Source organism: Priestia sp. ST2 (genome assembly GCF_055810735.1).
In genome coordinates this window covers 1,091,499-1,105,847 of the sequence record NZ_JBVVNT010000002.1, presented here as the reverse complement: position 1 = coordinate 1,105,847, position 14,349 = coordinate 1,091,499, and the positions used below count along the sequence as shown (strand labels likewise).

11 protein-coding genes are annotated in these 14,349 nt (G+C 39.6%); 9 read left to right on the top strand and 2 right to left on the bottom strand.

The window, feature by feature from the left end; all coding sequences use genetic code 11:
- Positions 1-180: 180 nt before the first annotated feature.
- The 6 genes from hutH to AC0KUU_RS12020 all read left to right on the top strand — a co-directional run bounded on the left by hutH (position 181) and on the right by AC0KUU_RS12020 (position 6,457).
- Positions 181-1,692: a histidine ammonia-lyase gene (hutH, locus tag AC0KUU_RS12045; protein WP_165575984.1), complete on the top strand. Its 1,512-nt coding sequence runs from the start codon at positions 181-183 to the stop codon at positions 1,690-1,692.
- A gap of 50 nt (positions 1,693-1,742) precedes the next feature.
- A complete protein-coding gene (hutU, locus tag AC0KUU_RS12040) occupies positions 1,743-3,404 on the top strand; it encodes a urocanate hydratase (protein ID WP_043979099.1) in 1,662 nt (553 codons plus the stop codon).
- Between the two features lie 16 nt (positions 3,405-3,420).
- Entirely contained in the window at positions 3,421-4,710 is a 1,290-nt protein-coding gene (gene hutI, locus AC0KUU_RS12035) for an imidazolonepropionase (RefSeq protein ID WP_043979098.1), read from the top strand.
- On the top strand, positions 4,685-5,668 hold the full coding sequence (locus AC0KUU_RS12030) for an agmatinase family protein (RefSeq protein ID WP_043979095.1): 984 nt from the start codon (positions 4,685-4,687) through the stop codon (positions 5,666-5,668). The genes hutI and AC0KUU_RS12030 overlap by 26 nt, the downstream gene beginning before the upstream one ends.
- Positions 5,669-5,857: 189 nt before the next feature.
- Positions 5,858-6,289, top strand: coding sequence for a MarR family winged helix-turn-helix transcriptional regulator (locus AC0KUU_RS12025; protein ID WP_165575328.1), 432 nt, complete (start codon positions 5,858-5,860; stop codon positions 6,287-6,289).
- 3 nt (positions 6,290-6,292) lie between these two features.
- Positions 6,293-6,457 carry a hypothetical protein gene (locus AC0KUU_RS12020; RefSeq protein WP_164797590.1) on the top strand — a complete coding sequence of 55 codons (165 nt, stop codon included), beginning with the start codon at positions 6,293-6,295 and terminating at the stop codon, positions 6,455-6,457.
- A gap of 85 nt (positions 6,458-6,542) precedes the next feature.
- On the opposite strand, the gene AC0KUU_RS12015 is transcribed toward AC0KUU_RS12020, so the two are convergent.
- Together AC0KUU_RS12015 and AC0KUU_RS12010 are read right to left on the bottom strand one after the other, a co-directional pair.
- Positions 6,543-7,481: a nucleoside hydrolase gene (locus AC0KUU_RS12015; RefSeq protein ID WP_230184315.1), complete on the bottom strand. Its 939-nt coding sequence runs from the start codon at positions 7,479-7,481 to the stop codon at positions 6,543-6,545.
- Positions 7,482-7,520: 39 nt separating this feature from the next.
- Positions 7,521-8,591 (bottom strand): isocitrate/isopropylmalate dehydrogenase family protein, encoded by a 1,071-nt coding sequence (locus tag AC0KUU_RS12010; protein WP_322551936.1) that lies wholly within the window; start codon positions 8,589-8,591, stop codon positions 7,521-7,523.
- Positions 8,592-9,025: 434 nt separating this feature from the next.
- Here AC0KUU_RS12010 and AC0KUU_RS12005 point away from each other — a divergent pair, with 434 nt between their 5' ends.
- From AC0KUU_RS12005 to AC0KUU_RS11995, 3 genes are all read left to right on the top strand, one after another.
- A complete protein-coding gene (locus AC0KUU_RS12005; RefSeq protein ID WP_097823843.1) occupies positions 9,026-10,447 on the top strand; it encodes a YfcC family protein in 1,422 nt (473 codons plus the stop codon).
- 63 nt (positions 10,448-10,510) lie between these two features.
- On the top strand, positions 10,511-11,683 hold the full coding sequence (gene iadA, locus AC0KUU_RS12000) for a beta-aspartyl-peptidase (RefSeq protein WP_162213957.1): 1,173 nt from the start codon (positions 10,511-10,513) through the stop codon (positions 11,681-11,683).
- Between the two features lie 92 nt (positions 11,684-11,775).
- A complete protein-coding gene (locus AC0KUU_RS11995) occupies positions 11,776-14,328 on the top strand; it encodes a cyanophycinase (RefSeq protein ID WP_322551938.1) in 2,553 nt (850 codons plus the stop codon).
- Positions 14,329-14,349: the final 21 nt, after the last annotated feature.

Genomic DNA, 14,349 nt, shown 5'->3' with positions numbered 1-14,349 from the left:
TTTAGTCATTTAGTGATTGTTTGTATGTATAAGTTGAAATGCCGATTATTAATAAAAGCCCATAGTGTAAGTAGGTTAGTTTATAGGGGGCTATATCAAAAGGAGCTTGTTTCCTCTTTGATATAGCCCCTTTTTGTGTTCAAAAAAGGTAGTCTACAGTTTAACAAGGGAGCGGATATGATGTTTATTCAAATCGACGGAAATTCACTGACGTTCGACCAAATCTACAAAGTTATTTACCAAGGATACTCCGTGAAAATTAGCGATCACGCAGTTGAACATATACAAAAAAGCAGAACGTTAGTTGAAGAGAGTATTACGAACAACAACGTAATTTACGGAGTAAATACTGGATTCGGAAAGTTTAGCGATACGGTTATTTCAAAAACGGACTTAGCTGATCTGCAGATTAACTTGATTCGCAGTCATGCCTGCGGGCTAGGAGAACCATTCTCTTTAGAGGCAAGCAGAGTGATGCTGCTGTTACGAGCGAATGCATTATCTAAAGGGTATTCAGGCATACGACTGGAAACCTTGCAGCTGCTTATCGATTGCTTAAACCAAAATGTAGTGCCGGTTATCCCAAGTCAAGGTTCACTTGGAGCTAGCGGTGACTTAGCTCCATTATCACATCTAGCGCTGCTGTTAGTTGGAGAAGGGGAAGCTGTATATAATGGTCAGCGAATGCAGGGAGAAGAAGCTTTAAAGCTAGCGGGGCTTGAACCTATCCAATTACAAGCAAAAGAAGGGCTAGCTTTAATCAACGGCACTCAGGCAATGACAGCTGTAGGAGTAGTTTCGTACCTTGAAGCTCAAAAGCTAGCTGATCTTGCTGACGGGATTGCAGCACTGACGTTAGAAGGTCTGCAAGGCATTTTAGATGCATTTATGCCCGAGTCTCATGCGTTAAGACCTTATCCGGAACAACAGCAGGTAGCTGCCCGAATTCTTTCTTATTTACAAGGCAGTCAATTAACTACTTCTCAAGGGCAAATAAGAGTGCAAGATGCTTATTCACTGCGCTGCATTCCTCAAGTTCATGGTGCTATTTATCAAGTTTTAAATTATGTAAAAGAAAAGCTGTTAATTGAAATTAATTCAGCAACCGATAACCCGCTCATCTTTGCCGACAGCGGCAAAGTAATTTCTGGAGGGAACTTTCACGGGCAGCCCATTGCGTTTGCTATGGATTTTCTAGGAATTGCACTGGCGGAGCTTGGGAATATTTCTGAACGGCGCATTGAACGAATAGTCAACCCTCAGCTTAGCGGGCTTCCGGCATTTTTAAGTGCGGATCCTGGTTTAGAGTCTGGGCTCATGATTACTCAATACGCTGCTGCTTCATTAGTTTCCGAAAATAAAGTATTGGCGCATCCATCAAGTGTCGATTCTATCCCATCTTCAGCGAATCAAGAAGATCATGTCAGCATGGGAACGACTGCTGCACGTCATGCTTATCAAATTATCCAAAATACACGAAGAGTTCTATCGATTGAAGCAATTTGTGCGGCTCAAGCAGCCGATATTCAAGGAGTCGATAAACTTGCTTCGGAAACAAGAAAAATTTATTCAAGAATTAGAAAAACCGTACCAACCATTACTAAAGATCGAATTTTCTCACGTGATATTGAAGCGTTAGCAGCTGATTTCAAAACCTTTGTGCAAGATACTAATTATGAACTAGCGCTGTAATAAAAATGTTCGTTTAACAGTTTTTCATTTTTATAGAGGAGGAAAACAAAATGGAGACAAAACAAAGTGGAATGAAAGCACCTCGTGGGACGGAACTAACGACAAAAGGCTGGGTACAAGAAGCTGCTCTTCGCATGCTTCTAAACAATTTAGATTCTGAAGTAGCGGAGCATCCGGAAAAGTTAGTCGTATACGGAGGAATCGGAAAAGCAGCCCGTAACTGGGAGGCGTTCGATCGTATTGTCGCAGCGTTAAAAGAGTTAGAAGAAGATGAAACGCTTCTCATACAGTCCGGTAAGCCTGTTGCGGTTTTTAAAACCCACAGTGATGCACCGCGTGTTTTATTAGCGAATTCGAATCTTGTTCCTGCTTTTGCAAATTGGGAGACGTTCCATGAGCTTGATAAAAAAGGGTTAATGATGTACGGACAAATGACTGCAGGAAGCTGGATTTATATCGGAAGCCAAGGCATTGTTCAAGGAACGTATGAAACATTTGCTGAGTGTGCCAACCAGCATTTTAACGGAACTTTGAAAGGAACGATTACGGTAACAGCCGGATTAGGAGGAATGGGTGGTGCACAGCCGCTAGCCGTTACGATGGCAGGCGGCGTTGTAATTGGAATTGATGTTGATCGCACGCGTATTGAAAAACGTATCGAAACAAAATATTGCGATACGGTAGTCGAAAGTGTAGCTGATGCAATCACGTTAGCTGAAGATGCAAAAAGATTGGGCAAAGCGCTTTCCATTGGGTTAGTTGGAAATGCAGCCGAGATTCTTCCTGAAATGATAGAGCGAGGATTTATCCCAGATATTGTGACGGATCAAACATCGGCACATGATCCACTTAACGGATATTTGCCGATTGGAGTCAGCTTAGCAGAAGGAGAAAGATTGCGGAATACAAATCCAAATGAATATATAAAACAATCAAAAGCCAGTATGGCTATCCACGTTCAAGCCATGTTAGAGATGCAAAGAAAAGGCACGGTTGCTTTTGACTATGGCAATAATATTCGCCAAGTGGCGCTTGATGAAGGCATCAAGAATGCATTTGATTTCCCAGGATTTGTCCCAGCGTATATCCGTCCGCAGTTCTGTGAAGGAAAAGGACCGTTTCGATGGGTCGCTTTGTCAGGAAACCCAGAGGATATTTATAAAACAGATGAAGTCATTTTACGTGAGTTTTCGGATAATACGCATCTTTGCAACTGGATTAAAATGGCGAGAGAAAAAATTGAGTTTCAAGGATTGCCGGCTCGCATTTGCTGGCTAGGATACGGAGAAAGAGCGCGCTTTGGAAAAATTATTAATGATATGGTAGCAAACGGAGAACTGTCAGCACCTATCGTTATTGGCAGAGATCATCTAGATGCCGGTTCTGTGGCGTCGCCAAATCGTGAAACTGAAGCAATGAAAGACGGCAGTGATGCAGTAGCAGACTGGCCGATTTTAAATGCATTAGTTAATACGGCAGCAGGCGCAAGCTGGGTATCTGTTCACCACGGAGGAGGAGTAGGCATGGGGTATTCTCTTCACGCTGGAATGGTTGTAGTAGCAGACGGGACGGAAGAAGCCGCCAAACGTCTAGAACGTGTTTTAACAACAGACCCAGGCATGGGTGTAGTTCGTCATGTAGATGCCGGCTATGATAAGGCCATTCAAACTGCAAAAGAAAAAGGAATACAAATTCCGGGGTTAAATGAATAAAAAAGGAGGGATACGTATGACTATTACGTATATCAAATGCGCTGCACAAGTCATTACGGTTAAGGGAGGAAGTCAGCCTAGACGATCGGAGGAAATGTCAGATCTAGGAATCATTGAAAACGGCAGCGTACTCGTGAAAAATGGAAGAATTGTATTTGTTGGGCCTGACGTCAAAGCGCAGGAATACCTTGAGCATATTCATGAACCTATTAATATAATTGATGCCGAAGGAAAAATCGTAACGCCTGGGTTAATTGATCCACACACTCACCTTGTGTTTGGCGGCAGTCGTGAAAAAGAATTAGAAATGCGCTTAAACGGGGCAAAGTATATTGATATTTTAAAAGCGGGAGGAGGAATTTTACAAACAACCGTTAGTACACGACAAGCAACAGAAGAGGAGCTAATCAAGCAATCTACAAAACGTTTAAATAAATTTCTGCAGTACGGAGTTACAACTGTCGAAGCCAAAAGCGGGTACGGTTTAAATCTTAAAGATGAAATCAAACAATTAAAAGTAGCGAAGAAACTGAATGAACAGCATCCGGTAGATGTTGTTTCAACCTTTATGGGAGCTCATGCGGTGCCAGTTGAGTACAAAGGAAATGAAGATGAGTTTGTTCGTTTCGTTATCGAAGAAATGATACCAATCGTTGCAAAAGAAGAGCTAGCGGAGTTTTGTGATGTATTTTGTGAAGAAGGCGTGTTTACAGTTGAACAGTCAGATCGTATTTTACAAGCTGGAAAAGCATACGGACTAAAACCTAAAATCCACGCCGATGAAATTGTGTCTTTTGGAGGGGCAGAATTAGCGGCTAAAGTGGGAGCTGTGTCAGCGGATCATTTGTTAAAGGCATCGGATCAAGGAATTAAGCAAATGGCTGAAAGCGGAGTTATAGCCGTCCTATTGCCGGGTACTGCATTCTTTTTAATGGAAGAGCCGGCGCGTGCTAGAAAAATGATCGAAGCAGGAGTGCCTGTTGCTTTGTCTACAGATCGAAACCCAGGATCTTCTCCTACGGAATCGCTGCCGTTTATTATGAATTTAGCTTGTTTAACGATGAAGATGACGCCAGCAGAAGTTTTAACCGCCTGTACGATTAACGCGGCTCATGCCATTTGCAAAGGGGATCAAATCGGAAGTATTGAAGTAGGTAAAAAAGCCGATTTAGTGCTATTTGACGCTCCCAATTACCAAACGCTGCAGTATAACTATGCCGTAAATCTTGTAGACACGGTATTAAAAGATGGAAAAGTTGTGGTTGAAGGCGGTGTTTTACATGAACTATCCGTACCCACAGCTTGATCGACCGCCTTTTTGCTGGCAGCGTCAAAGTACTTCTGACCCCAAAGTAAGTGATTGGATTCAGACAGTTGAAGATGGGAGCAACGTCGACTTTACATCGATAGATATTACGGTCTTAGGCGTACCTCTTTCAAGATCTTCCATTAGCGCTTCTGGAGCCAGTGAGACGCCAATGGCCATGAGGAAGCTCTGGAAATCCTTTAACCCGTATCATATCGAGTATGATACGGATTTGACTTCCTTGTCAGTGCTGGATTTAGGAGACGTCAAGCAGCACGTCACGGATATAGGGAAGTCTCATCAGTATATAAAAGAAGCGATGATGTCTATGCGGAAATGCCATCCGCATGCGCTTCCTATTATGCTTGGAGGAGATCATTCTATTACAGCTATGTTAGTAAAAGGGTGGAAAGAGTCATATCCCGAACAGAAAATAGGGATTTTACAGTTTGATACGCACTTTGATTTACGCAGCTTAGAAGATAACGGTCCTTCTAACGGAACCCCTATACGTAATTTAATCGAAAGCAACACGATTGATGCAGCTCATGTATGGAATATCGGACTTCACGGGTTTTATAATTCAAAATCGTTAAAGGAATATGCAGATAGCAAAGGCGTCCATTATGTAACGTTACTGCAAGCAAGAAAAGCAGGAATAACTCATACGGTGAAAGAAGCATTAAAACAGCTGAGCAAAGAGGTAGACATGATCTATTTAACAGTTGATATGGACGTGTTAGATATCGCTTACGCACCGGGAGTTCCAGCAGGAACGACAGGCGGAATGAGGACAGATGAGTTGTTTGAAGCAGTATACACCGCCGGGAGTCATCCGCTTGTTCAAGCAATGGACATTGTATGTCTAGATCCGCTGCGTGATGTAGGAGAAATTACCGTGAAAGCAGGCGTACACGTGTTTTTGAATTTTTTAACGGGCGTTGCAAACAGAAAGTAAGGAAGTGTGCTTCCTTACTTTTTTTATGGCTCTTTTTATAAGATTAAGAAACGATTGTTGAGATTGGGATAAAATAACTTTAGAAGTATGTATGGATTTTAGTAAATATATTTTTACTAAAATAAACGATTTTTATTGTTTTTATTCAAATTTAGTAATAATATATTTACTAAAGAAGGTGGATATCTCATGAAGGAAAAGCTGGCTAAGGAATATATCGCTTTAATACCGGTTTTATTTGAAAATTTCAAGAACTTAAATAAAAATGAAGTGAAATTAACACATTTACAAAATCACGTAGTTGAATTTATGTATATGCAAAAAAAAGATTTGAATATTAAGGAAATTAGCCAAGGGTTAAATATTGCCAAACAACAGTTAACGAATGGTATCAGTGAATTAGAAAATGAAGGATATTTAATCAAAATGCCTGATCCGCGAGATAAGCGTGCGGTTTTAGTCTCATTAACGTCTAAAGGAAAAAGTATTCAAGAGGAAAAATGGAGAGGGATTTATAGTAACTTTCATGCAAATCTTGCGAAGTTAAATGAAGAAGAACAATTAGACCTGCACTTCGCTCTTCATAAATTAAATGTTTTATTAAAAAAGATGGAGGGATAAATCATGAATCAAAGAGAGCGAATTTCACTTATTAGTGTAGGCGTTATAGGCGGGACAGTAATGGGAGTAATTTATAAAGATATATCAAACTGTTTAATTACAGGTGTTATTGTTGCTTCAATCATTACTGTAATGCTCAATCAAAAAGCGAAAAAAACAGCTAGATAGTATGAATAAAAGTAAGTCAGCACCAGCAAGTTGCGAACTCGACGTTCTGGTGCTGATCTTATAAAACCTATCTTCTAGATGAACATTACGAAGCCGAATATGTGTTAAGAGCCTCAATCATTAAATCCCAAAAACCATCTACATCAAGGGTTAAACCAAACTTCGCATTTGCTTTCCTTCCTGTAACTCCAAGCAAATCAACTGAAGTCGTTCCAGCCGTGTATTCTCCGCGTGTTTCTACTACAATATTAACTTCTTTGAGCGTAAATAGTTCTGGAGCTATGCAATAAGCAACGGTTAATACATCGTGAACAGGCGGACCATCAAAGCCAAACGTTTCTTTATAGGCAGATTTAAAAAACGCTAATAATTCACCCACCTTTTTTGCTACGTTATTATCAATGTTCATCACTTGGTTAATAACGTTATCTGTTGCAACGGCTTGATGCGTAATATCTAACCCCATTACTACTAGTGGAATACCGCTATCAAACACTTTTTTAGCCGCTTCTGGATCTGCCCAAATGTTAAACTCAGCCGTTGGCGTCCAGTTCCCGAAGGTTCCACCGCCCATAAGGATAATCTCTTCAATGTTTTCTTTAATTTCTGGAGCTTTTATTAAAGCTAAAGCAATGTTCGTTAAAGGACCGGTAGGCAAAAGCGTAACGGGATCTTCTGACTCTTTGACCATTCGTATAATAGTATCTACTCCGTGTTCTTCGCTCCAGCTGCGAGAGAGAGCCGGGAACTCAGGGCCGTCTAATCCTGAATCCCCGTGTATACTAGGCGCGTTTTCACGTCTGCGCATCATTGGTTCGCTTGCTCCTTTTGAAACAATCACGTTATGTAACGATACTAAATCACACACTTTCAAAGCATTCATCGTCGTTTTTTCAATTTCTGCGTTTCCTGAAACAGTTGTAATCGCTAAAATATCTAATTCCGGTCGTGCGGCAGCCAAAATAATAGCAATAGCATCATCATGACCTGGATCACAGTCCATAATAATCTTTCTTTTTTTCATTATGATCACCTCTATAGAATGGATAAATTGCTGTTAATTTTACATGGATTTTATTTTTTCTAAAATAGCTTCTGTAAACTCCGACGTAGAGGCATGTCCGCCTAAATCTTTCGTTTTCACTTCAGCTAGGAGCGTTTGATAAAGTGCGTGTTCTATTGTAGCAGCTACTTCTGTAAGTTTGTGATCCGCATGTTTTTCAGCCAACCATTTCAGTAGCATGGCTGCTGAAGAAATAATACCGGTTGGGTTTGCTATGTTCAAACCTGCGATATCTGGCGCAGAACCATGAGCTGCTTGTGCCATAGCGATATGTTCATTTGCATTAAGAGAAGGGGCTAATCCTAAGCTTCCTACAAGCTCGCCGGCTAAGTCTGAAAGAATATCACCGTACATGTTTTCTGTCACAATGACATCAAAATCGGCTGCACGACGTACGAGATGAGCAGCCATGGCATCGATATGGTAGTCGTCCACTTTTACTTCAGGATATTGCTCAGCTATTTCTCGACAAACGTTTAGAAATAGTCCGGTACTTAATCTTAAAACATTTGCTTTATGTACGATTGTTACTTTTTTACGACGCTGCATAGCCAATGCAAAAGCTTCACGCGCAATTCTTTCTACGGCTTTTCGCGTAAATACGCCCGATGTCACCACAACGTCTTTTGTAATCTGCCATTCCCCATGTCCAGAATACATATTACGATCGGCATAAAATCCTTCTGTATTTTCTCGGACGATCACTAAATCAGCTTCTTTCACGACGCTTTTAATACCTGGCATTGTTTTAGCAGGGCGAATATTTGCGTAAAGATCTAAACTGTGACGAAGCTCTCCGCTAGGATTACGCTTTTCTTTGTGTTCAAGAGGGTAAGCCGCAGAATCATGCGGGCCAAGTATCCATCCATGCGTATGTTTTAAAGCATCTATCGTTACTTCTGGAAGAGGATCGTTATATTGTTTAATTCCTTCCCATCCCATAGGCAGATAAATCCATTCCATTTTTACTCCTGCTTTGCAAGAAGCATTTTTAACTACCTTAACTGCGGCATCGACAATCTCCGGCCCGATGCCATCGCCCCCCAATACCCCGATACGATAAACAGTCATTGTTTTGAACACCCTTTCATTATGCGCAATGCTTTTATAAATAGATTGAAGGTTTATAGTATTAATCTACTTAAAGAAAAGACAATAATAAAATAGTATTTTTTTATGTTTATAGATTAAATTCTTTTATCTTTCTTTTTGCAGCTTTTTAAAAAAAGAACTAGCTAATGCTTCGTGCTCCAGATTTTCTATCAACCAACATCTTAATTGGCGCTGTTAATTTTTTAAAAACACCCAATTAACACCTAAAACACGATTTAATTATATCATAATTCAGAAAATTAAACGGTTCTACGTTGGCACGAAAATTGCTTGTACTGTATATGAGGAATACAAAAGAAAGGAGCAATATGTAGTCGCAGATAAGGAAGCTGCTTTTAAAGAAAGAGATGTTTGTCTAAAGCTATTATTTCACAATGAAGGGGAGAAGAAGAATGAGTGAACCGCAAAAGGAAATGAGTTCATTAAATCAGGTACGGAAAAAAGAGAGGAAAATAAACGTTTTTGCTTTATTGTTAGGCTTTCTTGTGATTGCTACCATTTTAACGTATATCTTGCCAGCTGGAGAATATGCGCGTGTAGAAGTAGACGGGAGAACAACGGTAGATCCTCAATCGTTTAAATGGATTGATTCTACACCTGTTGGATTCTTTGAAATGGTCAAAGCAATACATACAGGAATGGTAGAAGGAGCCGACATTATCTTTTTTGTATTAATTATCGGCGGTTTCTTTGGGGTACTAAGTGCTACGGGGACAGTAGATGTATTAATTACAACGATGGCTAAAAAACTTGCTACCCGAGAAAAATTATTAATTCCTGTTATGATGTTATTTTTTGCAGTAGGCGGTTCTTTAATGGGGATGGCGGAAGAAACGCTAGCCTATATTCCTCTTTTAATTCCCTTGGCACTTGCTCTTGGATTCGATGCATTAACAGGGACTGCTATTGTGTTAATTGGCGCATCGGCTGGTTTTACTACGGCAGTTATGAATCCATTTACAGTTGGTGTTGCGCAAGGAGTAGCAGAGCTTCCTATGTTTTCTGGAATGGGCTTTCGACTCATCTTGTTTGTAGTTGTTTACGCTGTTTCAGTTTGGTTTGTCTACCGATATGCGATGAAAGTGAAAAAAAGTCCTTCTATTGGGACGTACGGAAAATACAGCATAACCAGCGCAAATAAACTTTTAAACTCGGATGCCAAGTTAACTAGAAAGCATAAATGGATTATGGCAGCATTTCTTGTTAACTACGTAATTCTTGCTTTTGGCGTTATTAAGTATAAGTGGTACATTACTGAAATTGCCTCTTTATTTGTCATTTTGACTGTTGTGATTGGGATTATTGGAAGGCTCTCTGTTGAAAATACAGTTAAGTCATTTACAAACGGGGCAGCAGCACTAGTTGGAGGAGCGCTTGTTATCGGAGTTTCTCGTGCTGTTCTTGTTGTTTTAAATGAAGGACATATTGTAGACCCTATGCTTCATCAAGTATCTGGAGCTATTCAGCATATTCCGGGATATTTAAGCGTCATCGGAATCTATAACTTCCAAGCGCTGATTCATCTTATTTTAGCATCTGGAACAGGTCATGCGATGCTGACGATGCCAATCATGACGCCTCTTGCAGATTTACTTGATATTACAAGGCAAACAGCAGTATTATCTTTTTCTTTTGCAGATGGCATTGGAAATATTATCTTCCCGACAGCTGGAACATTAATGGCTGGTTTAGCGATTGCGGGAATTTCATGGACAAAGTGGGCCAAATGGGTGTTGCCGTTAGTCCTTATTCAATATGTGATTGGTTTAATTGCCGTTGTGATTGCTTATTTTATCAATTACGGACCATTTTAAGCATTAAAATTATATAGAAAAATGTTATTCGTAAGTTGAGCTTACTAGTAGGAGGAATAGAAGTTGTTAACCTTAATCAAAAACGCAGAAGTATATGCACCAGAGTATTTAGGAAAAAAAGACGTATTGCTTGCAGACAGCAAAATCATCCTTATAGAGGATTGTATTGATCATGTAAATACGTCCATTCCTATTCATGTTGTAGACGCTGCTAATGATGTTATAGCTCCAGGCTTTATTGACTCACATGTTCATATTATTGGCGGAGGAGGAGAAGGCGGATATAAAACACGCACGCCTGAACTAATGTTAACCGATGCAACGACTGCCGGTGTTACAACTATTGTAGGTGTACTTGGAACAGACGGTACAACAAGAAGAATGGAAAGTCTTCTTGCTAAAGCAAGAGGATTAGAAGAAGAAGGAATTAGCTGCTTTATTCACACAGGTTCTTATCAAGTACCAGTAAAAACGTTAACTACCAGCATCGAAGAAGATCTTATTTTAATTGATAAAATTATCGGAGTAGGTGAAATTGCCATTTCTGACCACCGTTCCTCTGAACCGACATTTGAAGAACTGGTAAAGGTGGCTTCTGCTGCCCGCAATGGAGGGATTTTATCAGGGAAAGCCGGAATATTAGAAGTTCATGTAGGGGATGGAAAACGGAAATTATCTTTATTAAATCAAATCGCAGATGAAACAGATCTGCCAATTCGTCAGTTTCATCCTACACATATTAATCGAAATGAAGAACTGTTTAAAGAAGGAATTCAATTTGCAAAACGAGGTGGCTATGTAGATTTTACAACTAGCACCATTCCATATTTTTTAGAAGAAGGCGAAGTTAAGTGCAGCAAAGGGTTACGTATCATGCTTGAAGAAGAAGTTCCAATCTCGAGCATTACGTTCTCATCCGATGGACAAGCGAGCCTGCCGTTTTTTGATGATAACGGAGACTATAAAGGGCTTCAAGTTGGAAAAGTGTCTTCTTTATTTCAAGAAGTACGAGATGCAGTATTAGAAGAATCAGTGCCGTTAGAAACAGCTCTTCAAGTCATTACTTCTAATCCTGCCAAAGTATTAAAACTGGCCAGTAAAGGGCATATTGAACCTGGAAAAGATGCAGATTTAGTCCTTTTAGACAAAGAGACACTAACAATTAAAACAGTTTTTGCTCAAGGTAAAGTAATGGTAAAAGACGGTGTCCCTGTTGTGAAAGGAACGTTTGAATAACAGGTTTTAAACATCATTTAACGAAAGTATCGAGGAAGGATACGAGCTAGTCAGAGAAAGATATTAAAATTTGCGTGGAAAGGATCTTTCAAATGAAAAAGAAACTTGTTTCATGTCTTATCAGCTTTACATTACTTTCTTCTTTGAGTACACCGCTGCTTGCAAAAGCACAAGAAAATACTGAAGACATTAAAGGCAGCCTTGTTATTGCAGGCGGAGGTATAGGGACATCTAATCACGAAATCTATGAAAAGTTTCTCTCGCTTGCTGGAGGAAAAGAAAAAGCAAAAGTAGGGATTATTCCAGCTGCTAGCACAACGCTGCAGTCTTCTAAAAAGTTTAAGGAAGACCTCGTAAAATACGGAGCAAACTCAGATTCTATTAAAATTCTTCCCGTTTCAAATCACGATTTTTCTGATACACAAAAGGACGAATCAACCTGGAAGAATCAAGTAAATGATAAGAAGTTATCCCGTACGATTAAAGGACTAACGGCAGTTTGGTTTGTTGGAGGAGATCAAACCAAAATTGTGGATTCTCTTCGTCAAAATAATGGAAGTGATTCTGAAGCGTTAAAAGCTATTTGGGATATATATCGTAAAGGAGCAGTAATCGGAGGCACAAGTGCAGGAGCTGCAATTATGAGTGACGTCATGATTACAGGAGGAGACAGTCTAGGAGCGTTAAAAGACAGTTTAGAAAACAAGGAAAATAAACATGTAAGCAAAAACAAACGCAGTCAAAAAGAGTACGAGCCTCTATCAATTCAAAAAGGGCTGGGGTTTTTCAAACACGGCATAATTGATCAGCACATGGATGAACGAGCACGACTTGGGCGACTTGCAGTAGCTGCATATATTTCTGAACGTGACAAAGAAAAAAACTTTGCATACGGTGTGGACGAAGATACGGCTATGGTCGTTAACAATAAAGATCAAAAGATTGAAGTTGTTGGACGAAGCGGAGTAGCCGTCTTGGATATGAGCAAAGCTAAGCTTGTATCTAAGCAGAAAGCTCGTTCGGGATTAGAGAATATGAAGGTTAGTTACTTATCTTCTGGAGATAAAATTAACTATCATTTAAAGTCATTTGAATTTCCAAAAGAGAAAGTAGAAACGAAGGGATTTGAATATTACTCGTTTAACGCACTGCCTGCTACGGGTGTTTTTACGCCATATGGCAGATTAAAGGCTTATTTATCCTATTCTCTTGTTGACAATGAATCGATGAAATCTGCGAAAAGCTATGTTTATGACAGTAAAGGGTCGGGATATGAAATTGCTTTTCAAAAGGACAATGATACAAACGGCTACTGGAGATATACTGACGGACAAAAAGACGACTATTCCATTGTAAATGTCAGAATGGATATTACGCCTAAAACCTTCAAATTCCAATCGGATAGAAAAACTAGTTTAACGTATAAAAAACCTACTTTTTCTTCATCTGAAAGTCCTGCATACGATTCGATTAAAGGTAATCTCTTAATTGCAGGAGGAGCGCTTGGCAGCAGCAATTCAAGCGTGTATAACAAGTTTATTAATCTTGCAGGAGGAAAACAAGCCAAAATAGGAATTGTGCCTGCAGCGAGTACTAAGTTCGACTCTTCTAATCAGTTTAAAAGTGATTTAATTAAATACGGAGTGAAAGCGGAAAATATAGAGATTTTACCTATTTCGAACCATGACTTTAAAGGGACTTCTGAAAATGAGTCGACTTGGAAAACAAATATGAACAGTGATAAACTAGCGCAAAAAGTCAAAGGGCTAACGGGCATTTGGTTTGTAGGAGGAGATCAAACCTTGATTACGGGCTCCTTGCGTAATGAAAATGGTTCGGACTCAAAAGTTTTACAAGCTATATGGCATACGTATAAAAACGGAGCAGTACTTGGCGGTACGAGCGCCGGCGCTGCAATTATGAGTAATACTATGCTCGCAGGCGGAGATAGCTACGGAGCTCTTTCTTACGGATTTACAAACACATATAATGATATGACTCAGCAAGAAGGCGGGCCTGCTTATTTGGAAAAAGGTCTTGGCTTTTTCCAATACGGTCTTGTTGATCAGCATTTTGACAACAAAGCAAGACTCGGACGTCTTATTACAACAGCATATGAAAAAGGAAATAAAAATCAGCTTTCATACGGAATTGATGAAGATACTGCTATGGTGGTAAATAATAAAGCAAAACAAATAGAAGTTGTGGGAAGAGGCGGTATTACGCTAGTTGACTTAGCGAAGGTACAGACAAATGACAAATTTCCGAGTGATTACAAAAATATTCTTATCTCTTGTATCACTCCAGGCGACAAAGTAAATCTCACAACAAAAGAAATCGTCATAAACCCAGCTAAAACATCTACTAGAAAAAATGAATACTACAGTGAAAAAGTTGGACCAAATACAGGTCTTTTCTCTCCGCACGGTGTACTAAGCAAGTTCTTAGCTTACGATCTTGTTGATAACGCTCAGAGTAAAGAAATAAAGAGCTATGCATTTAACCAAAACAAAGGTTTTGAGCTTACCTTCCGAAAAAGTGCTGAAAGCAATGGTTATTGGGCTTATACAGACGGTCAAAAAGACAATTATTCCATTGTGAAAGTTGCGTTAGATATCAAACCAATAAAAGTAGCTATTAAATAAAAAGAGAACAGACAGTAATTC